Origin of the sequence: Nonomuraea polychroma (genome assembly GCF_004011505.1) — a bacterium.
Lineage (GTDB): Bacteria > Actinomycetota > Actinomycetes > Streptosporangiales > Streptosporangiaceae > Nonomuraea > Nonomuraea polychroma.
The window spans coordinates 1,091,537-1,112,472 of sequence record NZ_SAUN01000001.1 but is presented as its reverse complement, the minus strand read 5'-3'; the positions used below and the strand labels follow the sequence as shown (position 1 = coordinate 1,112,472).

The 20,936-nt window shown below is 71.2% G+C and carries 20 protein-coding genes; 9 read left to right on the top strand and 11 right to left on the bottom strand.

Translation table 11 applies throughout. The features are described 5' to 3' along the window. Positions 1-386: 386 nt before the first annotated feature. From EDD27_RS04955 to EDD27_RS04935, 5 genes are read left to right on the top strand one after another with little or no spacing between them, the layout of a single operon-like run. The gene (locus EDD27_RS04955) at positions 387-2,120 is read left to right on the top strand and encodes an ABC transporter ATP-binding protein (protein ID WP_206641251.1); all 1,734 of its coding nucleotides are present in this window, start codon (positions 387-389) and stop codon (positions 2,118-2,120) included. Further along, the gene (locus EDD27_RS04950) at positions 2,120-3,868 is read left to right on the top strand and encodes an ABC transporter ATP-binding protein (RefSeq protein WP_127931291.1); all 1,749 of its coding nucleotides are present in this window, start codon (positions 2,120-2,122) and stop codon (positions 3,866-3,868) included. Before EDD27_RS04955 ends, EDD27_RS04950 begins: the two co-directional genes overlap by 1 nt. Before the next feature lie 11 nt (positions 3,869-3,879). Further along, complete coding sequence (locus EDD27_RS04945) at positions 3,880-4,491, top strand: MptD family putative ECF transporter S component (protein WP_206641250.1); 612 nt, start codon at positions 3,880-3,882, stop codon at positions 4,489-4,491. Then, the gene (locus EDD27_RS04940) at positions 4,488-5,225 is read left to right on the top strand and encodes an energy-coupling factor transporter transmembrane component T family protein (protein ID WP_206641249.1); all 738 of its coding nucleotides are present in this window, start codon (positions 4,488-4,490) and stop codon (positions 5,223-5,225) included. The genes EDD27_RS04945 and EDD27_RS04940 overlap by 4 nt, the downstream gene beginning before the upstream one ends. Next, positions 5,222-6,646: an ABC transporter ATP-binding protein gene (locus EDD27_RS04935; protein ID WP_127931289.1), complete on the top strand. Its 1,425-nt coding sequence runs from the start codon at positions 5,222-5,224 to the stop codon at positions 6,644-6,646. Before EDD27_RS04940 ends, EDD27_RS04935 begins: the two co-directional genes overlap by 4 nt. On the opposite strand, the gene EDD27_RS04930 is transcribed toward EDD27_RS04935, so the two are convergent. From EDD27_RS04930 to EDD27_RS04905, 6 genes are all read right to left on the bottom strand, one after another. Then, positions 6,632-7,396, bottom strand: coding sequence for an IclR family transcriptional regulator (locus tag EDD27_RS04930; protein ID WP_127931288.1), 765 nt, complete (start codon positions 7,394-7,396; stop codon positions 6,632-6,634). The two genes, EDD27_RS04935 and EDD27_RS04930, sit on opposite strands and share 15 nt — an antisense overlap. Before the next feature lie 13 nt (positions 7,397-7,409). After that, positions 7,410-8,360, bottom strand: a complete 951-nt coding sequence (locus tag EDD27_RS04925) for a PDR/VanB family oxidoreductase (RefSeq protein ID WP_127931287.1) — start codon at positions 8,358-8,360, stop codon at positions 7,410-7,412. Next, positions 8,357-8,572, bottom strand: a complete 216-nt coding sequence (locus EDD27_RS04920; protein WP_127931286.1) for a hypothetical protein — start codon at positions 8,570-8,572, stop codon at positions 8,357-8,359. The genes EDD27_RS04925 and EDD27_RS04920 overlap by 4 nt, the downstream gene beginning before the upstream one ends. Positions 8,573-8,577: 5 nt before the next feature. Then, positions 8,578-9,630 (bottom strand): aromatic ring-hydroxylating oxygenase subunit alpha, encoded by a 1,053-nt coding sequence (locus tag EDD27_RS04915; protein ID WP_127931285.1) that lies wholly within the window; start codon positions 9,628-9,630, stop codon positions 8,578-8,580. Between the two features lie 87 nt (positions 9,631-9,717). Then, the gene (locus tag EDD27_RS04910; RefSeq protein WP_127931284.1) at positions 9,718-10,824 is read right to left on the bottom strand and encodes an NAD(P)-dependent alcohol dehydrogenase; all 1,107 of its coding nucleotides are present in this window, start codon (positions 10,822-10,824) and stop codon (positions 9,718-9,720) included. A 10-nt stretch (positions 10,825-10,834) separates the two neighbouring features. After that, entirely contained in the window at positions 10,835-12,292 is a 1,458-nt protein-coding gene (locus tag EDD27_RS04905) for an aldehyde dehydrogenase family protein (RefSeq protein WP_127931283.1), read from the bottom strand. A gap of 152 nt (positions 12,293-12,444) precedes the next feature. Between EDD27_RS04905 and EDD27_RS04900 the strand changes: the two genes are divergently transcribed. Next, positions 12,445-12,918: a MarR family winged helix-turn-helix transcriptional regulator gene (locus EDD27_RS04900; RefSeq protein WP_241563868.1), complete on the top strand. Its 474-nt coding sequence runs from the start codon at positions 12,445-12,447 to the stop codon at positions 12,916-12,918. A 4-nt stretch (positions 12,919-12,922) separates the two neighbouring features. Here the strand turns inward: EDD27_RS04900 and EDD27_RS04895 are convergent, their stop codons facing one another. From EDD27_RS04895 to EDD27_RS04875, 5 genes are read right to left on the bottom strand one after another with little or no spacing between them, the layout of a single operon-like run. Then, positions 12,923-14,440 carry an acyl-CoA synthetase gene (locus tag EDD27_RS04895; RefSeq protein ID WP_127931281.1) on the bottom strand — a complete coding sequence of 506 codons (1,518 nt, stop codon included), beginning with the start codon at positions 14,438-14,440 and terminating at the stop codon, positions 12,923-12,925. A 16-nt stretch (positions 14,441-14,456) separates the two neighbouring features. Continuing rightward, positions 14,457-15,764: an MFS transporter gene (locus tag EDD27_RS04890; protein WP_127931280.1), complete on the bottom strand. Its 1,308-nt coding sequence runs from the start codon at positions 15,762-15,764 to the stop codon at positions 14,457-14,459. A gap of 31 nt (positions 15,765-15,795) precedes the next feature. After that, entirely contained in the window at positions 15,796-16,254 is a 459-nt protein-coding gene (locus EDD27_RS04885) for a MaoC family dehydratase (RefSeq protein ID WP_127931279.1), read from the bottom strand. Then, positions 16,251-17,129 (bottom strand): amidohydrolase family protein, encoded by an 879-nt coding sequence (locus EDD27_RS04880; protein WP_127931278.1) that lies wholly within the window; start codon positions 17,127-17,129, stop codon positions 16,251-16,253. Before EDD27_RS04880 ends, EDD27_RS04885 begins: the two co-directional genes overlap by 4 nt. An 11-nt stretch (positions 17,130-17,140) precedes the next feature. Continuing rightward, positions 17,141-18,052, bottom strand: a complete 912-nt coding sequence (locus EDD27_RS04875; RefSeq protein ID WP_127931277.1) for an SDR family oxidoreductase — start codon at positions 18,050-18,052, stop codon at positions 17,141-17,143. 181 nt (positions 18,053-18,233) lie between these two features. Here EDD27_RS04875 and EDD27_RS04870 point away from each other — a divergent pair, with 181 nt between their 5' ends. The 3 genes from EDD27_RS04870 to EDD27_RS04860 all read left to right on the top strand — a co-directional run bounded on the left by EDD27_RS04870 (position 18,234) and on the right by EDD27_RS04860 (position 20,935). Continuing rightward, on the top strand, positions 18,234-19,076 hold the full coding sequence (locus tag EDD27_RS04870) for a PaaX family transcriptional regulator (protein ID WP_241563867.1): 843 nt from the start codon (positions 18,234-18,236) through the stop codon (positions 19,074-19,076). Between the two features lie 73 nt (positions 19,077-19,149). Further along, positions 19,150-19,722, top strand: a complete 573-nt coding sequence (locus EDD27_RS04865; RefSeq protein ID WP_127931276.1) for a TetR/AcrR family transcriptional regulator — start codon at positions 19,150-19,152, stop codon at positions 19,720-19,722. A 7-nt stretch (positions 19,723-19,729) separates the two neighbouring features. Beyond that, on the top strand, positions 19,730-20,935 hold the full coding sequence (locus EDD27_RS04860) for an FAD-dependent oxidoreductase (RefSeq protein ID WP_127931275.1): 1,206 nt from the start codon (positions 19,730-19,732) through the stop codon (positions 20,933-20,935). The last annotated feature ends 1 nt before the right edge of the window (position 20,936 follow it).

The window sequence follows — 20,936 nt, the reverse complement described above, 5'->3', positions numbered from 1 at the left end:
GTGAGTGTGCCCGCCTCCGGGTCGAGCGCGAGCTCCGCCGTCGGGCCGCCGGGGAGACCGGAGATCCTCCAGCTCTGTTCGGCGGCCCGGGCGGGAGAGGCGGAGAGGAGGCAGAGGGACAGGAGAAGTGCGGCACACAGACGTAACGGCGTGGCGGTCGGCATAAGGGCTCCCGCTTCCCGGACACATCGGACCTATTTCCGGATCGTAAACCTTCTATTTCGTTATGGCCAGCAGGGAGATCCGATCTCTTGACCAAAGGAAGCCGCAGGCTAGCAAACGACAATCATTTTCATTACGATGACGGCGGCTAGGCAACCTGGACCGAGCCAGGAAAGTATGGTTAGCCTAACCTAACTTGATCATTCCGTGGCGAAGGGTGCCGCATGTCCTCGTCCAGTTCGGTGTTGGCTCCTGCCCGTGCCACCCTCATCGGGTGCGGCATCCTGACCGGCGTCAGCGCGCTGGCCGGGATGGCGCCGTTGATCGCCGTGGTGGAGATCAGCCGGCGGCTGTTACACGGGGACACGGATGTGGGCCCGATCATCGTCGTCGCGCTCGTCGCCCTGGCCGTCAAACAACTGGGCACCGCAGGCGCGACAGTGCTGACGCATCTGGCGGACATCCGGGTGTCGTTCCGCATCCGCCGGGAACTCCTCGGCAAGCTGCGCAGGCTGCCCCTCGGCTGGTTCACCGACCGCAACTCCGGCACCGTGAAGAAGACGGTCGAGGACGACGTCGCCGCGCTCCACCAGCTCATCGCCCACTCCGTCGTCGAGGTCACCGCCGCGGCGATCCCGCCGGTGGTGGCGATCGTGTATCTCTTCACCGTCGACTGGCGGATGGCGCTGATCAGCCTGCTTCCGATGGTGGTCGGGCTCGTCGTGTACCAGCGGGCGATGGCCGGGGCGGGGACGAAATATCCGGAGTTCATGGCGTGGCTGACCCGGCTGAGCGGCGCCGCGGTGGAGTTCGTCAACGGCATCGCGGTCGTCAAGGCGTTCGGGACCCCGGGGCTGGCCAGCCGCAGGTTCCAGGAGGTGTCGCGGAGCTTCGCGCGGTTCTTCCTGGACTGGGCGAGGGCGACGAGCGTCGCCAGTGTCATCGCGGAGATCCTCATCTCGCCGCCGAGCGTCCTGGTCGTCGTGGCGACCGCGGGCGGCGTGCTCACGGCCGCGGGGCAGCTGCCGTTGACGAGCTTCATCGCCTTCCTCGTGTTCGGGACCGTCACCACCGCCGGTCTCATGACCGTCATGATGTCGGTGCATCCGCTGGTGACGGCGCTGGCCGTGGCTCGCGGCATCCGGGAGGTCCTCTCCGCGCCGGAGCTGCCCGTTCCGGCCGATCCTGTCGTGCCCGACCCGGACACCCCGGGCCCGGTGGTGCGCATGCGCGGCGTCCGGTACGCCTACGGCGACGTGGTCGCGCTGGACGGCGTCGATCTCGACCTGGAGCGCGGCACGGTCACGGCCCTCGTCGGCCCCTCCGGCTCCGGCAAGTCCACCCTGGCGAAACTGTTGCCCCGGTTCGACGACCCGGAGCAGGGCTCGGTGCGGCTGCACGGCGTCGACCTGAGGGACATCGATCCCGCCGAGCTGTACCGCCACGTGGCTTTCGTGTTCCAGGACTCCGCGCTGCTGCGCATGAGCATCCGGGACAACATCCGCCTCGCGCACCCGGACGCCGACGACGCCGCCGTCCGCGCGGCGGCCGGCAAGGCGCAGATCCTGGACCGGCTCGACGAGCTCCCGCGCGGGCTGGACTCCGTGGTCGGCGAGGACGCCGAATTGTCAGGAGGCGAGCGGCAGCGGGTGTGCATCGCCCGGGCGATCCTGGCCGACCGGCCGGTGCTCGTGCTCGACGAGGCGACCGCGAGCGCCGACCCGGAGAACGAGGCACGCGTGCAGGACGCGCTCAGCGAGGTCGCGCGAGACCGTACGGTCCTGGTCATCGCGCACCGGTTGAGCACCGTCCGGGGCGCGGACCGCATCATCGTGCTCGACGAAGGCCGCGTGGCCGAGCAGGGACGGCACGAGGAGTTGCTCGCCCGCGACGGGCTCTACGCGCGGTTGTGGGAGCACGACCGGCGTGCCCGCGAGGACGCCGTGGAGGCCCGCTGATGACCACCATGATCCGTTACCTTTTCGAGCTGCTCGACGAGCGCGGCCGCCGGCATCTGCGCATCATGCTGGTTGCCCAGGCGGGGCAGGGGGTTCTGCAGGGCGTGGGGTTCCTGCTGGTGGTCCCGCTGGTCGCGACCCTCACCACCCCACCCGTCGGCTGGGGCGCTCTCGGGCTGTGGCTCGGGGCCGTCGTCGCCGCGGTCGCCGCTCATCACGTGCTGCTGGCCTGGAGCACGTCGCTGGGGTACGTCGTCGGCACGGACGTGCTCACGAGCTTCCACGAGCGGATCGGCAACCACCTCGCCACGTTGCCGATCGGCTGGTTCGGCGGCGACCGCACCGGGCCGATCGGGCGCATGCTCGGCAAGGGCACCATGGACGTCGCCAACATCCCCGCGCACCTGCTGCGGCACGTCGTCGTCGGGCTGACCGCCCCGGCGACCATGATCGTCGGCAGTTTCCTGCTCGACTGGAGGATCGGGCTCGCCTTCGCCGCCGGGGCGGCGCTGTGCGCGCTGGCGCTGCGGCTGCTCATGGTGATCGTGCGCCGCAACGACGACGACTACGAGCGCGACATCGGCGTGACGGCGTCCCGGATCGTCGAGTACGCCCGGCAGCAGCCGACGTTACGTGCCTACGGCGTGCTCGACCGGCCGGAGATGGGAACCCTCGAAGAGTCCCTGGTCCGCCAGGAGGGATCCCAGTCACGGCTCACCATCCGCGGGGCGTGGGGCATGATCGCCTTCTTCGGCACCCTGCAGCTGGTCGTCACCGCCGTCATCGCGCTCACGGTCGCCCTGACGCTGGACGGCACGATCGCGGTCGCCGTCATGATCGGCGTGCTGATCGTCACGCTGCGCATGCTGGACCCGATCTCGCAGCTCGGCGAGCTGGCCGGGCTCGTCCAGGTCAACGCCGACGCCATCGGCCGGGTGCGGAAGCTGCTCGCGGTGCCGCCGCTGCCGGAGCCCGCCGAGCCGAACCGTGCCGAACCGGCCGGCGCCGGCATCGAGCTGCGCGGCGTGCGCTTCGGCTACGACGGCGGCCCCACCGTCATCGACGGGGTCGACGTGGAGATCCCGGCCGGCAGCTTCACCGCCGTCGTCGGGCCGTCAGGCTCCGGCAAGAGCACGCTGCTGAAGCTGATCAGCCGGTTCTTCGACGTCGACGAGGGCTCGGTGCGCATCGGCGGGCATGACGTCCGGGAGCTCGGCAGCGCCGGGGTCTCGCGGCTGACCGCGCAGGTGTTCCAGGACGTCTACCTGTTCGAGGGCACGATCGCCGACAACCTGCGGATGGCCGCCCCGGACGCGACCGACGCCGACCTCGACCGGGTGGCCCGCATCGCCCGGCTCGACGAGGTCGTGGAACGCCTGCCGGACGGCTGGCACACCCGCGTCGGCGAAGCCGGGTCCACCCTGTCCGGCGGGGAGAAGCAGCGGGTCTCGATCGCCCGCGCCCTGCTCAAGGACGCTCCTGTCGTGCTGTTCGACGAGGCCACCGCCGCGCTCGACCCGGCGAACGAGGCCGCCGTCGCCGCCGCGGTCCACGAGCTCGCGCGGGACCGCACCGTCATCGTCGTGGCCCACCGCCTGTCCACCGTCGTCGCCGCCGACCGCATCCTCGTCCTCGACCGCGGCCGGATCACCGAGCAGGGCGACCACGAGGGCCTGCTCACGGCCGGCGGCACGTACGCACGCTTCTGGAACGAGCGGGTCCGCGCCCGCGGCTGGCAACTGCGATGAAGGGAACCCCCATGACCACGACCGCCGAACGCCGCATCGACCTGCGCATGAGCCCCAAGGACCTGATCAGCGTCGGCGTCTTCGGCGCTCTCTACCTCGTCATCGTGTTCGGGATCAACATGCTCGGGTTCATCAACCCGGCCGTCATGCTCATCGCCCTCGCGGCGAGCATCGTCGCCGGCGGAATCCCGTTCATCCTGTTCCTCACCCGGGTCCGCCACGCGGGCATGGTGACGGTCTTCGCGATCGTCACCGCCGGGATCCTCATGCTCAGCGGACATCCGCCGATCAGCTTCGCGATCAGCGTCGTGTGCGCGCTGCTCGCGGAGGCGATCATCTGGGCGGGGAACTACCGCTCCCGCCGCCTGAGCGTGCTCGCCTACGCGGTCTACTCCGCCTGGTACGTCGGCCCGATGATGCCGATCTTCTACGCCCGCGACGACTACTTCGCCGGCCCGTCGATGCAGATGATGGGGCCCGAGTACGTCAGCCAGATGCAGGCGCTGCTCTCCCCCGGAGTGCTGGTCTTGTTCGATCTGTCCACGGTCGTCTTCGGCCTCCTCGGCGGGCTGCTCGGCCTGCGCCTGATGCGTAAGCACTTCGAGAAGGCGGGACTCGCGTGACCACGGCTCCGGAGCGGACCGCCCTGGCCCTCCTGGCGAGCGGCGCGACCCCCGCGCTCAGGCTCGACCCCAGGACGAAAGCGCTGCTCGTGCTGGGGGCGAGCCTGTCCGTGATGGCGCCGGGCGGCGAGCCGTTCATCCCCGCCGCCCTCGTGCTCGGGATGCTGCTGGCGCTCGGCGAAGGAGCGTGGGCACGCGTGCTCGTCCTGCCGCTCACCGCCGCCGCCATCGCGGTCGTCGCCTATCTGCTGCCGATGGCGTTGCCGTACCCGGCCGTCGGCGTCGTCGCCGCGGTGGCCGCGTACCTGCTGCGCTTCGTCGCCGTCGGCGGCATCGCCCTGCACCTGGCACGGACCACCCCGCCGACCGAGTTCACCGCGGCGCTGCGCGCCGCGCACGTCCCCCGGGCGGTCACGGTGTCCGCGGCCGTGCTGCTCAGGTTCCTTCCCACGATCATCGCCGAGGCCCGCGCGGTGCGCGACGCCATGCGGCTGCGCGGGATCGGCGGCTGGGGCGGCATGCTCCGCCACCCGGTGCTCAGCATCGAGCGTTTCACGGTCCCGCTCATCGCTTCGAGCCTGCGCGTGGCGGAGGACCTGTCCGCCGCGGCCCTGCTGCGCGGGCTCGGCTCGGCCGCCCGCCCCACCGCCATGCGCCCGCCCCGCCTGGGCGCCGCCGACCTCGCCGCCGTGCTCGTCGCAGCGGCGCTGGCCGCGATCACGGTGATGTGGTGATCAGCGTCAAGGGCGTGCGCTGGACGTACGCGGGCGCGACCACTCCCACACTCGACGACCTCACCCTGGAGGTGCGGCACGGGGAGACGGTCGTGTTGTGCGGGCCCAGCGGATCCGGCAAGAGCACCGCGCTCCGGCTCATGAACGGCCTCATCCCCCACTTCCACGACGGCGAGCTCGACGGCGCCGTGCACCTCGACGGGCAGCCGGTCGCGGACCTGCCGCTCGATCAGGTCGGCCGCCGCACCGGCACCGTGCTCCAGCATCCCCGCCGGCAGTTCTTCACCGACAGGGCCGAGAGCGAGCTCGCCTTCGCGCTGGAGAACTTCGGCGAACCCCCCGAACTCATCCGGGAACGTGTCACCACCACCATCGCCGAACACGACCTGGACGGCCTCACCGGCCTGCCGCTGCAGGAGCTGTCCGGCGGCCGGCAGCAACAGGTCGCCTGCGCCGCCGCGACGGCCCACCGCCCGGCCCTGCTGCTGTTCGACGAGCCCACGTCCAACCTCTCCGCCGCCGCGATCGAACGGTTCACCGGCACACTCGCCCGGCTGCGTGCTGCCGGGGAGACCATCGTCATCGCCGAGCACAGGCTGCACTTCCTGCGCGGCCTCGCCGACCGGGTCATCGCCATGCGCGACGGCCGGATCGACGCCGAATGGACGGGCGAGGAGTTCGCCGCCCTCGGCGACGACATCCTCCGTGCCGAAGGACTCCGCAGCCTCGCCCGACCGCGGCGCCCCAGCCTCCCGCGGACCCACGCGCGCGGGCCGAGCATCGACCTCGGCGCCGAGTCGTCCGCCATCCCGTCCGGGAGCGGGCTGGCCTTGCGTGACATCCGCTGCGCCTTCCGGGGCCGACGCGTGCTCGACATCGAGGAGGCGTACCTGCCTGCCGGAGCCATCACCGCGATCACCGGCCCGAACGGTGCGGGCAAGACCACCCTGGCCCGCATCCTGACCGGTCTGCAACGCCACGAGGGCGAGGTGCTGCTCGACGGCCGCCGGCTCGACCGGACCCGGCGGCAGCGCGCGAGCGCGATCGTCATGCAGGACGTGCAGCGGCAGCTCTTCACCGACAGCGTCGACGCAGAGCTCCGGCTGGACGCGTCGCCGCCGGAGGAGCGCTCCCGTGCGCTCCTGCGCGACCTCGACCTGGAGCACCTCAAGGACCGCCACCCGCTGTCCCTGTCCGGTGGCCAGCAGCAACGCCTCGTGGTGGCCGCGGCCCGGCTCAGCGGCCGCCGGGTCGTGGTGTTCGACGAGCCCAGCTCCGGCGTCGACCGCCGCCACCTGCACTCCATCACCCAGGTCATGCGCGAGCTCGCCGACGACGGCGCCGTCGTGCTCGTCATCAGCCACGACGACGACCTCCTCGCGATCGCCGCCGACCAGGAGCTGCCGCTACGGCCCTGTTGAGGGCGTCAGCGCTCGGGAGATGGCGCGGGCGCTGGTGCGCACCAGGTGGGCGAGCGCCTGAGTCGAGGCGCTGCCGTGGTGGACGACGAGGGAGACGGCGGCGACGACCTCGCCGTGGGAGTCGTGGATCGGGGCCGCGACGGACAGCGCGTCCATGGTGACCTGGCGATCGCTGATCGCATAGCCGCGGGCGCGGGTGTCGGCGAGCGCGACACGCAGCTGGTGCGGGGTCGTCATGGTGCGTTCCGTGTAGCGCTTGATCGGGCAGGACAGGACCAGCTCCTGCACGTCGGCGGGGGCGTGGGCGAGCAGGACCAGGCCGACGCCGGTGGCCGTGAGCGCGAAGCGGCCGCCCACCCTCGTGAGCACCGGCACCGCGCCGCTGCCCGCGATCCGCTCGACGAACACGACCTCGGTGCCTTCGCGTACCGCCAGCTGCACGTTCTCGCGGGTCACCTGCGACAGGTCCTCCAGGTACGGCAGCGCCGCCTCGCGCAGGCCGAGACCGCGCGGGGCCAGCGAGCCGATCTCCCACAGCCGCAGTCCGATGTGGTAGCAGCCGGCCGGGTCCCGTTCCAGCGCGCCCCAGGCCACGAGCTCCGCCACCAGCCGGTGCACGGTGGAGACCGGCAGCCCCGAGTGCCGGGACAGGTCGCTGAGCGTCAGCGAGCGCCGGTCGGGGGTGAACGCGCCGAGGATCTGCAGGGCGCGCGCCACGACCGGCCCGGTCCGGGCGACGGCTGACGGCATCGGCGGCTCCATGTCAGAGGTCGAGGACCAGCTTGGGGCAGGCGGCGCGGGAGACGCAGATGAACATGACGTCGTTCGCCGCCTCCTCTTCAGGGGTGAGGAGCGAGTCGCGGTGGTCCACGACGCCGGCCAGCACGGGGGTCTCGCAGGTGCCGCAGGTTCCCTCCCGGCACGAGGTCAGGACCTGTACGCCCGCCTCCTCCACGACCTCCAGGATCGACCGGTCCGGCGGCACCGTCAGGGTGAGACCGGTGGCGGCCAGCTCGACCTCGAACGTCCCGGTCAGGATCGGGTCGCCCGCGTCCTTGGGGGTGAAGCGCTCCACGTGCAGCGGCCGGTTCGCGCAGCGTTCCTCGACGGCCTGCAGGAGCGGGGCGGGGCCGCAGCAGTAGACGAGGGCGTCCATGGGCTCCTCCGCCAGGAGCGCGTCGAGGTCGAGCAGGCCGTGCTCGTCCTGCGGCCGCAGGAGCACCCGGTCGCCGTGGGCGGCGCGCAGCTCGCTCGCGAAGGCCATCGACGCGGCCGTGCGGCCGCCATAGGCCAGCCGCCACTGCGCGTCCCCGGCGGCGGTGAGCATGGGGACGATGGGGGTGATCCCGATTCCACCGGCGATGAACAGGTAGCGGGGGGCGGGGTGGAGCGGGAAGTTGTTGCGCGGGCCGCGCGCCAGGATGGTCGTCCCCGGGTGGAGCTCGTCGTGCACGTGGGCCGACCCGCCCCGGCCGTCCGGCTCGCGGAGGACCGCGATCCGCCACGTCGTGCGGTCGGCCGGGTCGCCGCACAGGGAGTACTGGCGGACGAGGTCGCCGGCGAGGACCACGTCGACGTGCGCGCCCGGCGCCCACGCGGGCAGCTCGCCGCCGGCGGGATCGCGCAGGTCCAGCGCGATCACCCCCTCGGCCACCTGCTCGCGAGCGTGCACGACCAGCTTCCGCTCGGCTCCCGTCTCGGGGACGCCGGTCATCGGGACGCTCCCGCGCCTGAGAGGGCCGCCGGGTCGGGGGCGGGCTCCATGGTGTGGCCGATCGGGTGGGCGAGCAGCCACTCCCACACCTCGATCGGGCCCTCCGCGAGGTGCGTGGCACCGCAGTGGCAGGTGCCCTGCAGCAGGTCGCTGCCGGGCAGCCACACCACGCGGAGCACCTCGCGGCCGGGAAGCATGCGGGTCGGTTCCATGCCCGTCACACCCGGCTGCCCGCGCTCTGCCCGGCCACCAGCTTGGCCAGCATGCGCCGCGCCGCCAGCCCGCCGGTGTCGATGTTGATCGACAGCTCCTGATAGCCCTCCGGCTCGGTGGCGATCACCTGCTCCAGCACGTCCAGCGCGGCGACGTCCTGCAGCACCACGGTCCGGTTGTTCTCGGCGAGGAAGTCCGACACGCCCTGGTCGTCGAGGGCGAAGTCGCGGGCCACGGCCCAGAAGTCGTGCGTGCTGTGCTCGGTCTCGGGCGTGATGGCGTACACGACCTCGACGTGGAAGGCGTCCGGGTCGGTCCCGTCGGCGTTCGGCAGCACCCCGAGCGGCGCGATGCGCGAGTGCAGCTTGTACAGGCACGGCGGGGTGTACTCGATGTCCTGCCAGCGCATGATCCGCCCGGTGAGCCCGGTGGACTTGGCGTAGAACGGCGGGCACTCGGCGTCGTCCATGTGCCGGCTGACGTAGACGATCCCGGCCTCCTCGTCCACCTCGGTGGTGATCGGGGTGGCGGCCACCTCCGGGGTGCCGATGTACCCGCCGTGCAGGTACGTCTCGTGCGACAGGTCCAGCAGGTTGTCCACCAGCAGCCCGAACCGTGCCTTGAGCGGCTCCATCCCCGACACCGTGGTGTAGTCCGGCGAGACCAGCCAGGGCGCGCGCGGGATGCGGGTGGGGTCGGCCTTGGCCGGGTCGCCGATCCAGACCCACACGAACGAGTCCTGCTCGACGACCGGGTAACTCTTCAGCCGGGCGGTCCGCGGCACCCGGGTCTGGCCGGGCACGGCCACGCAGCCGCCGTCGGCGCCGTAGGTGAACCCGTGGTAGCCGCACACCACCTGGTCGTCGACCAGCCGGCTCGGCGGCTCGGACAGCGGGAACCGGCGGTGCACGCAGCGGTCCGACATGGCGGTGACGGTTCCGGCACGGGTCCGCCAGAACAGGATCGACTCGCCGCAAATGGTGCGGCTGAACAGCTCGTGGGCGATCTCGCGCCCGTACGCGGCGACGTACCACTGGTCGCGGGGGATGCTTGACATGGGCGACTCCTTCACAGTGGAACGATGGTGACCTGGGTCACCGGGACCGCGGAACGGCGCTTCCCGGATGCCGGAAAACGAATGTGGTCAGAACCGCAGCACCGGCTTGATCGTCGCACCGGAGACGATGTCGCCGACCGCGCTCTCGATCTCCTCGAACTTGTAGTGCCTGATCAGCCGGTCGATCGGCAGCCGCCCGGCGGCCACCAGCTCGGCCAGCACCGGGATCAGCGACTCCGTCTCGCTGTCGCCCAGCGTCAGGCCCACCACCTTGCGGCCCGGCAACATGAAGTTGACGTCCACGGGGATCGACGAGCCGAAGGGCGGGGCGCCGACCAGCACCGCGGTGCCCCGGGCGGCGAGCACGCCGACGGCGGCGCCGGCGACCCCCACGTTGCCCGTCGTCTCGACCACGCCGTCGGCGCCCTGGCCGCCGGTGATCTCGCCGATCGCCTCGGCCAGGTCGGCCGTGGTGGTGTCGACGGTGTGGGTGGCGCCGAGCTCGCGGGCCAGCTCGAGCCGGGCCGGCACCCGGTCGACCGCGATGATGCGGGTGGCCGGGGTGAGCCGGGCCGCCATGACCGCGGACAGGCCCACCGCGCCCGCGCCGGTCACGACGAGGGAGGCGCCGGGGCGCGGCTGGAGCACGTTCCAGACGGCGCCCGCGCCGGTCTGCACGCCGCAGCCGAGCGGCGCCAGCAGGTCGAGCGGCGCGTCGGCGGGCAGCTTGACCAGGCTGCGCTCGTCGGCCAGGGCGTGCCTGGCGAAGGAGGACTGGCCGAAGAAGTGCCCGCCGAGTGCCGCGCCGTCCCTGGTCACGGTGGGTGAGCCGTCCGCGCGGGCGCCGCCGAGCAGGTTCAGCGGCAGCCAGGCCGCGCAGTAGGCGGGGTGCCCGTCACGGCAGTTGGCGCACCTGCCGCACGAGGTGAAGGAGAGCAGCACGTGGTCGCCGGGGCTGACCCGGGTCACGGCGGAGCCGACCGCCTCCACGACGCCCGCGCCCTCGTGGCCGAGGACCCCGGGCAGGGGGAACGGCAGGCCGCCGGCGGCGACGCCCAGGTCGGTGTGGCAGATGCCGGCGGCGACCATCCGGACCAGCACCTCGTCCGGGCGCGGGTCGGCCAGCTCGACCTCGCTCAGGTGGAAGCCGGCGCCTGCGGACTCGACGACGGCTGCTGACGTGGTGGTGGTCATGGCGTACCTCTCACAGGGCGATGACGACGGACTTGACCTTGGTGTACGACTCCAGCACCTCGGGCCCGTACTCTCGCCCGTAGCCGGATTGCTTGACCCCGCCGAACGGGATCGCCGGGTCGAGCATCGCCCAGTCGTTCACCCAGACGATGCCGGCCTCCAGCCGCGCCGCCACCCGGTGCGCGCGGGCCAGGTCGGTGGTCTGCAGACCGGCCGCGAGCCCGTACGGGGTGCCGTTGGCCATGGCCACGGCCTCCTCCTCGGTGTCGAACGGCTGGACGGTCAGGACCGGGCCGAAGATCTCCTCCTGCACGACGGGCGAATCGTCGCTCAGGCCGGCGATGACGGTCGGCTGGTAGTAGTAGCCGCCGCCGAGGTCCAGCCGCTCCCCTCCGGTGACGATCCGGCCGCCCTGCTCCTTGGCGATCCGCACGTACTCCTCGACCTTGGCGAGATGCCGCTCGGCGGCCATGGGGCCCACGACGGTGGCCGGGTCGAAGGGGTCGCCGACCGGCACGCCGGCGACGGCTCCGGCCAGGATCTCCAGGACGGTGTCGTACAGGGGGCGGTGGACCAGCAGGCGCGGTCCGCCCATGCAGAACTGGCCGGTGTTGAAGACGAAGGCCTTGATGGCCGAGCCGATCGCCTTGTCCAGGTCGGCGTCCTCGAACACGATCTGCGCGGCGTTGCCGCCCAGCTCCATCGTGACGGGCTTGAGCCCTTCGCCGGCCGTGGCGGCCGCGTACCGGCCGATCTTGGTGGAGCCGGTGAAGGCGATCTTGTCGATGCCGGGGTGGCGCAGCAGCGCCTCGCCGGCCACCGCGCCATCACCGGTGACCACGTTGAGCACGCCGTCCGGCACCCCCGCCTCGGCCAGGATCTCGGCCATCAGCAGGGCGCTGAGCGGAGTGTCCTCGGCGGGCTTGTGCACCATGACGTTGCCCGCGGCGAGCGCCGGCGCGATCTTCGAGCTGCTGAGGATCAGCGGGAAGTTGAACGGGGTGATCGCGCCGACCACGCCGAGCGGCTCGCGCCGGGTGTAGGCGTGCGAGGGGATCGGGATGTGCCGGGTGGCCCCTTGGATGGTCTGCGCGAGCCCGGAGTAGTACTCGTAGATCTCGGCGGCCGTGGCCACGTCGACGGCGCGGCACAGGCTGACCGGCTTGCCGACGTCGACGCTCTCCACCGCGACGAGCTCGTCCTCACGCCGCCGGATGACGTCGGCGACGCGGTGCAGGATGCGTGCCCGCTCGCGGCCGGACGTCTGCGACCACGTGCCGAACGCCTTGCGCCCGGCGGCGACGGCCGCGTCCACGTCGGCGGCGTCCGCCTCGGCCACCGTGGTGATCACCTGTCCCGTGGACGGGTCGGTGATGTCCCTCCTGCCCTTGGCGAACGCCTCGGCCCACTCGCCGCCGATGAACAACTTGCCCGGCTCGATGTGCGGCCGGCTCACGGAATCCGTCATGACCCGCTCTTCCCGGTGCGATCGCACGCCGCACCGTCCTGGTCCCGACCTGTTCAACCAACAGGTTTCCTGATAATTACGCTCATATGGCGGAGAATGCAAGAGGGCTGAGATACTCAGGAAACCTGACTGTCCACAGCAAAGGAACGCACGTGACACGCACCCCCGGCAGCGACCGGGCCGTGGAGTCCGCCGCCTCGCGCCCGTCGCTGCTGTACGTCGTGAAGCAGGTCGAGCTCGCCGCGCGGGCCCAGATGGACGAGCTGCTCAAACCGGCCGGCATCACCGCGCTGCAGTACACCGCGCTCACCGTGCTGCGCCGCCGGGACGGGCTCAGCTCCGCACAGCTCGCCCGCAACTCCTTCGTCACCGCCCAGTCCATGGCCGACATGATCACCGCGCTGGAGCGGCGCGGCCTCATCGCGCGCCGCCGCGACCCCGGCAACCGCCGGGCCCTGCTGATCAGCCTCACCGACGCGGGCCACGAGCTGCTCGCGGCCCACGACGAGGCGATGGACGCCCTGGAGGAGCGCATGCTCACCGGACTCACCGCCCGGCAGCGCCGTGACCTGGAGGTCTATCTCAACCGCTGCCGGACGGCCCTGTCGGATCTGCCTCCGCACTGACGGGTCATGAAGGCGACGGAACGGGCAGGTCCCGGAGCTTGAGCTTCTGGATCTTGCCCGAGCCGGTCTTCGGCAGGTCCTCCACGAACGTGACATACCTGGGGATCTTGTACTTGGCCAGCCTCGTCAGCAGGAACGCACGCAGCTCCTCCCCCGTGACTTCGTGGCCGGGACGGACGACCACGAACGCGCGGCCGGTCTCCCCCCACGTCGCGTCCGCCACGCCGACCACCGCCGCCTCGGCCACCGCCGGATGCTCGAAGAGCACCGCCTCCACCTCCGCCGGGTAGACGTTCTCGCCGCCGGAGATGTACATGTCCTTGACCCGGTCCACGATGTACAGGTGGCCCTCCTCGTCGCGATAGGCGACGTCGCCGGAGCGGAACCAGCCGCCCTCGGCGAAGGCCGCGGCCGTGGCCCCGGCGTCGTCCCAGTAGCCGGGGGTGACGTTCGGGCCCTGGATGAGGACCTCGCCGGGCTCGCCGGGCGGGGCGTCGCTGAGGTCGGGCCGGACGACGCGGACGTCGGCGAAGAAGACGGGCACGCCCGCTGAGCCGACCTTGCGCACACTCTGACTGGCCTCCAGGAACGTCGCGCCCGGCGCGGTCTCCGTCATCCCATACCCCTGGCAGAACACCAGCCCCCGCTCCTGGTAGGTGCGGATCAGGGCGGGCGGGATGGCCGCTCCCCCGGACATCAGCGTGCGCAGCGACGACAGGTCCGCACCGGCCCAGCGCGGCGAGCCCGCGAACGCGGCGAACATCGTGGTGACCCCGAACATCCACGTGACACCGTGCTTCTCGATCAGGTCGTAACACGCGTCCACGTCCCACGACGGCATGATCACCGAACGGCCGCCCTTGAGGAAGGTCGGCAGCAGCGTCTGGTTCAGCGCCGCGACGTGGAACAGCGGGGCGCTGACCAGCGTCGTCTCGTCGCCGGCCACGTCCACCCCGATGAGCATGTTGCAGGTGTTCCAGATCAGGTTGGCGTGGCTGAGCGTGGCGCCCTTGGGCCGCCCGGTGGTGCCCGACGTGTAGAGGATGAGCGCGATGTCGTCCTGCGCCACCGGCACGTCGATCGGCGCGAGCTCCGTGCGATCGCCCTGCGCGAGCCAGCTCTCACAGGTCTCGAGCGGGATGATCTGCTCCAGGGCCGGCGTGCCGGTCAGCGCCTCCACCACGCCGGCGCACTGCGGCGCGTGGATCAGCACCTTCGCGCCGGAGTGCCCCAGCATGTAGTCGATCTCGGGCGCCGCGAGCCGGAAGTTCAGCGGAACGAAGATCCCGCCGAGCATGTGCGTGGCGAACATGGTCTCGGCGAACGCGACGTGGTTCGGGCCGAGGTAGACGACCCGGTCCCCGGCCCGCACGCCGCTGTCGCGCAGCCGATGCGCCAGCCTCGTCACCCGCTCGTGGACCTCTGCGTAGGTCAGCGAGCGGTCCTCGTAGACGAAGGCCGTGCGGTCCGGCGTCATCATGGCCCGCCGCGCCGGCCAGCCGCCGATCCCGGAGTTGTGCATGAGCGTGTCTTTCCTGTCAGGAGGCGATGGTCTTGGAGGCGCTGGTGGGGATCGGCTCCTCGGCCAGGTCGCCGCGGCTGGTCTCCTTGAGCGCCAGCGTGCAGGCCACGGCCAGCAGGCACGCGGCGGCGATGACGATGGACACCACGAGGGTCCCGCCGCCGCCAGCCTGGATCTGGGCGAACACCACCGGCGCCAGCCCGGCCCCGAGCCCGGCCAGCTGGTATCCGAGGGACGCGCCGGTGTAGCGGGTGCGGGTGCTGAACAGCTCGGTGTAGAGCGCGGCCAGCGGGCCGTACATCATCGGGTGCACGACGGCCTGGCCGAAGACGAGTGCGGCGGTGAGCAGGGCGACGCTGCCGGTGTTCACCAGCGGGAACAGGGCGAACGCGAACACCGCCATGATCAGCGCGCCGGTGATGACGACCGGCCGCCGCCCGACCCGGTCCGACAGGGCCGACCAGCCGAGGATGCCGAGTACGGCCAGCGCCGAGGAGAGCGTCAGCCCGTTCAGCACGGCCTGCCGCTCGAAACCGACACCGACGCCGTACGCGATGAGGAAGGTGGTGAGCGTGCCCTGCGCCACGAACGCCGCCAGCCCCACGCCGACGCCGAGCAGCAGCGTCCTGGGCTGGCCGCGCAGCACGTCCAGCAGCGGGACCCTGGAGGCGCTCTCCTTGACGGCGGCGCTGAACACCGGGGTCTCCTCCACCCGCATCCGGACGAACAGGCCGACCGCGAGCAGGACGATGCTGATCAGGAACGGGACCCGCCACCCCCACGCCAGGAAGGCCTCGTTGCCCACCACGGCGGCGGTGCCGGTCAGCGCACCCGTCGACAACACCATGCCGAACGGCGCTCCGGCGTTGGTGAAGCTCGCCCACAGGCCGCGGCGGGCGGTGGCGTGTTCTGCCGACATCAGCACCGCGCCGCCCCACTCGCCGCCGACCGCGATTCCCTGCACGACCCTCAGCAGGACGAGCGCGATCGGCGCGAGCACCCCGGCCTGCGCGTAGGTGGGCAGCAGCCCGATCAGGAAGCTGGCCACGCCCATCAGCACCATGGTGAGCACGAGCATGCGCTTGCGGCCCAGCCGGTCGCCGAAGTGGCCGAACACGACGCCGCCGATCGGCCTGGCCAGATAGCCGGTCGCGAACGTGCCCAGGCTGGCCACCGTGGCGACCAGCGGGTCGAGGTTGGAGAAGAAGACCTTGTTGAACACGACGGCCGAGGCCGTGGCGTACAGGAGGAAGTCGTAGTACTCGATGACGCTGCCGAGGAAGCTGGAGGCCACTGCGCGGCGCAGCTGCACGGGGTTCGACATGAGCGGGGGGCTCCTCACATCTCCGAAGGGGTCAGGCGTAGTGCCGGTAGACGGCACGGGCGACGCACGCGGGCTTGGCCGCGCCGTCGATCTCCACGGTGAAGTCGAGCAACATCTGGACACCGTCGCCGGGGACGTCCTCGACCTCGGCGACCTTGCCGGCCAGGCGGATCTTGCTGCCCACCTTGACCGGGCTGGGGAAGCGGACCTTGTCCAGGCCGTAGTTGATGCTCATCTTCATGCCCTGGATGTCGAGCAGCTCGTTGAACAGCGGGATGAGCAGGGCCAGGGTCAGGTAGCCGTGCGCGATCGTGCCGCCGAACGGCCCGTCCTTCGCCTTGTCCGGGTCCACGTGGATCCACTGGTGGTCGTTGGTGGCGTCGGCGAAGGTGTTCACCCGCTCCTGGGTGATCTCCAGCCAGCCGCTGTGGCCGAGGTCCTGGCCGGCCAGCGCCTTCAGCTCGGCGAGGCCGTTAGCGACGATGGTCATGGCTGCGTCTCCTTGGAGGTGAGGCCGAGCAGGCGCGCGGCGTTGTCTTTGAGGATCTTGGGGCGGACCTCGGGCTTGATGTCGAGCTTGGCGAAGTCCGCCAGCCACCGGTCCGGGGTGATCACCGGGTAGTCGGAGCCGAACAGCACCTTGTCCTTCAGCAGCGTGTTGGCGTACCGGACGAGCTGCGGCGGGAAGTATTTCGGCGCCCAGCCGGACAGGTCGATGTGCACGGACGGCTTGTGCGTGGCCACGGCCAGGGCCTCGTCCTGCCAAGGGAACGACGGGTGCGCCAGGATGATCTTCAGGTGCGGGAAGTCCACGGCGACGTCGTCGACCAGCATCGGGTTGGAGTATTTGAGCCGGATTCCACCGCCGCCCGGGACGCCCGCGCCGATGCCGGTCTGGCCGGTGTGGAACAGGGCGATCGCGCCCAGCTCCTCGATCACCTCGTACAGCGGGTAGGCCAGCGGGTCGTTCGGGGCGAAGCCCTGGATGCTGGGGTGGAACTTGAAGCCGCGAACCCCGTGGTCGGTGACCAGGCGGCGGGCCTCGCGGGCGCCCGCCCGGCCCTTCCACGGGTCGACGCTGGCGAACGGGATGAGCACGTCGGGGTGCTCGGCGCAGCTTTCGGCGATCTCCTCGTTGGAGATGCGGGGGTGGCCGGTGGCGTGCTCGGCGTCCACCGTGAACACGACCGCGGCCATCTGCCGCTCCCGGTAGTAGGCGGCCATCTGCGGGATGGTCGGCCGCTCGTGCGCGCCGAAGTACTCCTCCGACGCCCCGAACAACGCCGGGCTGAGCGAGCCGTGCCCGTCCTTGGAGACCTCGGCGTGGGTGTGGACGTCGATCGCCACCAGCTCGTCTGCGTTCATTTCCTTTGGGTTCATGAGGTGGGCGCCTTCGGCGCGGGGATCCCGTACGTCTCGGGCTCGGCCCCGACACCCGCCTCCCACGAGGCGGCGATGGCGTCGGCGGACCAGCCGCCGTCGGCGTAGGCGACGGCCTTCTCCTTGGGGTGCGACCAGAGGGCCAGCTTGTCGCCGCCGATGCCGATGGCCTGCCCGGTGACGCCGGCGGAGGCGTCCGAGGCGAGGTAGACGACGAGCCCGGCCACGTCGTCGACCGTGCCGAGACCTTCGTCCTTGCGCAGCCAGTCCGGCAGCGGGGCGCCGGTGCGCTCGGCCTCCTCCAGGATCGGCGCGAAGACCGGGATGGTCTTGGTCATCTCGGTGGCCGCGACCGGGACGACGGCGTTGACCGTGATGTTGGACCGGCCCAGCTCCATAGCCCAGGTGCGGGCCATCGCCACGATGCCCGCCTTGGCGGCGGCGTAGTTGGTCTGGCCGAAGTTGCCGCGTTGCCCCGCCGGTGAGGAGATCAGGATCAGGCGGCCGCCCTCGCCCTGCTCGCGCATGCGTAGGGCGGCCGCGCGGGCGCAGCTGAACGTGCCGCGCAGGTGCACCTCGACGACCGCGTCGAAGTCCTCGTCGGACATCTTCCACAGGACGCGGTCCCGCAGGATGCCGGCGTTGGTCACCATGACGTCGAGCCGGCCGAACTCCTTGACCGCGGTGTCCACCAGCCGCTGCGCGACCTCGCTCCCGCCGACCGCGCCCACCTCGGCCACGGCCCTGCCGCCCGCGGCCACGACGGCCTCGACCACGTGGGCGGCCGCCTCGGCGTCCACGTCGTTGACGACGACCGCCGCCCCGGCAGCGCCGAGCGCCTCCGCGTACGCCCGGCCGAGACCGCGACCGGCCCCGGTGACCACGGCCACCTTGCCCGACAAATCCATCTATTCCACCCCAAACAACGCAGGAGTCCGTCGATGCCGGTCAATGTAGGGCACTTTTCTAACTCAGGTCAAAGTTCTGCCCAACATCGACCTCACCAACCCGATGTCCTCTACGTTGGGCATATTTTCAACCGTCGTCAAGAGTTTGCCCGACATCGCTGCTCCGTCTACGCTCATGCCTGTGAAGCGCGAGGATGAGCAGGACCAGCCGCAACTGCCGGCGGCGCGCCCGCAGTCGCTGATGTTCAGCTTTCTCGGCATCTACGTGCTGGGGCGCGACACCGCGGTCTACTCGGGCAGCGTCATCGACGTCTTCGCCCGGCTGGGCGTCTCGGAGGAGGCGGTGCGCTCCACGCTCACCCGCATGGCCAAGCGCAACCTGCTGACCAGGCACCGCCAGGGCAAGAAGGTCTACTTCGGGCTCACCCCGCACGCCACGGAGGTGCTCGACGACGGGCGCAGGCACGTCTGGGAGACCGGCGCGGTCAACCGCGACTGGGACGGCACCTGGACACTGGTCGGCTTCTCACTGCCGGGCAGCGAGCGCAGCACCCGCCACGACCTGCGCTCCCAGCTCATCTGGGCCGGATTCGGGCTGCTGCAGGGCGGGCTCTGGATCGCTCCCGGCGTGAAGGACGTAGAGTCGATGCTCGCCCCCCTCGACCTCGGCGACAACATCACCGTGCTGCAGGCGCGGGCGTTCAAGCCGACCGAGTCGGCCGACCTGGTCCGCAAGGCGTTCGACACCGACGAGATCGCCGAACGCTACCGGGCCTTCCTCGACCGCTGGGACACCCCGCACCCGCTGCCGTCCGCCACCGACGACCTGGCCAGGCAGTTGCTGCTGCACACCGACTGGCTGCAACTCGTCCGCCAGGACCCACGTCTCCCGGCCGAGCACCTGCCCGCCGACTGGCCGGCCATCCGCGCGGAGAAGCTGTTCCACACGCTGGCCCACCGCTACGAGCCCAGCGCCGCACAGCTCGCCGCCACCCTGCTCGACGAGCTGCCGCTGCGGCCGTAGCCGGCGCCGGTTCTCGATCTCCGTTGCTTCTGCGGCGTCGTGGCGCTACATTCATTGAGTAAACGTTTATTCAATGAAGGACTGGGTCGCCATGGTCAGAACGCGGCGGGAACAGGCCGAATGGCGTCGCGAGCAGCTGCTCGACGCGGCGCTGAAGGTCTTCGCGGACAAGGGTGTGGACGGCGCGTCGGTCAAGGACCTTGCCGAAGCGGCAGGAGTGACGCCAGGTCTGCTCTATCGCTACTTCGACAGCAAGGAGGCCCTCGTCCAGGCTCTGCTGGCCGAGCGGGGCTTCCTGCCGCGCCTGCGCGAGCTGCTGACCGCCGACCACGGCTCCCGGACCGCCCGGCAGGTGCTGGCCGAGTTGCTGGCCGCCTTCGACGGCCTGCTCGCCGACAACGCCGACCTCATGGCCGTGTTCTTCAGCACCACCCGGGCGCGCCCCGCGCTGGCCGAGCTGATGGCGGAAGGGCAACGGCTGGTGGGTGACTTCCTGGCCACGCGCGTCGCGGCCGGCGAGCTCCGCCCGCACGACGTCGCGACGGCGGCCAAGACGCTGCTCGCCACCGTGGCCGTGAACCGCCGGATGGGCGCCCCCGTCGACATCGACCGGCTGGTCGAGCTGCTGTTCCCCGAGGAAGGGTGAAACGTCAATGCGTACCGAGAGCACCAGATGTTGCGTGGTCGGCGGCGGCCCGGCTGGGATGATGGCCGGACTGCTGCTGGCCCGTCAGGGCGTCGAGGTGATCGTCCTGGAGAAGCACGCCGACTTCCTCAGGGACTTCAGGGGCGACACCGTCCACCCGTCCACGCTGGAGTTGATCGCCGAGCTGGGCTGGATCGAGGAGTTCCTGAGGCTGCCGCACAGCAGGATGTCCGACGTCACCGTGAGCATCGGCGGCCGGGCGGTCACGTTCGCCGACTTCAGCCGCCTGCCCCTGCGCTGTCCGTACATCGCGTTCATGCCTCAGTGGGACGTGCTGGACTTCCTGGCCGGCAAGGCGTCCGCATACCCCTCCTTCCGCCTCCTGCGCAGCACCAGGGCGACGGAGCTGATCGTGGAGGACGGGCGGGTCGCCGGGGTCCGTGCGGATACCGCGGACGGTCCGATCGACGTACGGGCCGACCTGGTGATCGCGGCCGACGGCCGGCACTCGACGCTGCGGGACCAGGCCGGTCTGGAGGCCACGGCGAGTTCGCCGCCCATGGACGTGCTGTGGTTCCGCCTGCCTCGCCGCGACGGCGACCGGGTGCCCTTCTTCCAGGGAGGAAAGGGCGCGCTGGTCGCCATCGACCGGGGGGATTACTGGCAGCTCGCCTACACGATCCCGCCGGGGGCGTTCGCGGAGCTCAAGACGACGGGGTTGACCGCGTTCCATGATCGGGTGGCGGGGCTGGCGCCGGCTCTGCGCGATCGCGTCGGGCTGATCGACGACTGGGACCAGGTCCACCAGCTGACCGTCAGGGTTGACCGGCTGCCGCGGTGGCACCGCGCCGGGTTGTTGTGCATCGGTGACGCCGCCCACGCCATGTCACCCGCCGGCGGCGTCGGCATCAATCTGGCCGTGCAGGACGCGGTCGCCGCCGCCAACCTGCTCGGTCCCGTCCTTCGTCAGGCGGGCGTCCCCGATGCGGCCGACCTCGCCAGGGTGCAGGCACGCAGGGAACGGGCCGTCAGAGTGACCCAGGCCTTCCAGGTCCGCATCCTCCGCGACCTGTACCCCAAGGAAACGGGGGACGACACGGCCGAGCACGTGCCGCCGATCTTCACCGCTTTCAAGGCTCTGCCGCCGCTGCGGCATCTGATGGGGCGCTTCATCGGGATGGGCGTGCGACCAGAGCACATCGAGCAGCCCTGAC

Bases quoted from the DNA above. Each gene is read 5' to 3' on its own strand.
- EDD27_RS04865 (WP_127931276.1), top strand. From the start codon at position 19,150: ATGAAGGACTGGGTCGCCATGGTCAGAACGCGGCGGGAACAGGCCGAA.
- EDD27_RS04875 (WP_127931277.1), bottom strand. From the start codon at position 18,052: ATGGATTTGTCGGGCAAGGTGGCCGTGGTCACCGGGGCCGGTCGCGGT.
- EDD27_RS04930 (WP_127931288.1), bottom strand. From the start codon at position 7,396: ATGCCGTCAGCCGTCGCCCGGACCGGGCCGGTCGTGGCGCGCGCCCTG.
- EDD27_RS04945 (WP_206641250.1), top strand. From the start codon at position 3,880: ATGACCACGACCGCCGAACGCCGCATCGACCTGCGCATGAGCCCCAAG.
- EDD27_RS04880 (WP_127931278.1), bottom strand. From the start codon at position 17,129: ATGAACGCAGACGAGCTGGTGGCGATCGACGTCCACACCCACGCCGAG.
- EDD27_RS04860 (WP_127931275.1), top strand. From the start codon at position 19,730: ATGCGTACCGAGAGCACCAGATGTTGCGTGGTCGGCGGCGGCCCGGCT.
- EDD27_RS04885 (WP_127931279.1), bottom strand. From the start codon at position 16,254: ATGACCATCGTCGCTAACGGCCTCGCCGAGCTGAAGGCGCTGGCCGGC.
- EDD27_RS04915 (WP_127931285.1), bottom strand. From the start codon at position 9,630: ATGTCAAGCATCCCCCGCGACCAGTGGTACGTCGCCGCGTACGGGCGC.
- EDD27_RS04920 (WP_127931286.1), bottom strand. From the start codon at position 8,572: ATGGAACCGACCCGCATGCTTCCCGGCCGCGAGGTGCTCCGCGTGGTG.
- EDD27_RS04895 (WP_127931281.1), bottom strand. From the start codon at position 14,440: ATGCACAACTCCGGGATCGGCGGCTGGCCGGCGCGGCGGGCCATGATG.
- EDD27_RS04890 (WP_127931280.1), bottom strand. From the start codon at position 15,764: ATGTCGAACCCCGTGCAGCTGCGCCGCGCAGTGGCCTCCAGCTTCCTC.
- EDD27_RS04925 (WP_127931287.1), bottom strand. From the start codon at position 8,360: ATGACCGGCGTCCCCGAGACGGGAGCCGAGCGGAAGCTGGTCGTGCAC.
- EDD27_RS04905 (WP_127931283.1), bottom strand. From the start codon at position 12,292: ATGACGGATTCCGTGAGCCGGCCGCACATCGAGCCGGGCAAGTTGTTC.
- EDD27_RS04950 (WP_127931291.1), top strand. From the start codon at position 2,120: ATGACCACCATGATCCGTTACCTTTTCGAGCTGCTCGACGAGCGCGGC.
- EDD27_RS04910 (WP_127931284.1), bottom strand. From the start codon at position 10,824: ATGACCACCACCACGTCAGCAGCCGTCGTCGAGTCCGCAGGCGCCGGC.
- EDD27_RS04955 (WP_206641251.1), top strand. From the start codon at position 387: ATGTCCTCGTCCAGTTCGGTGTTGGCTCCTGCCCGTGCCACCCTCATC.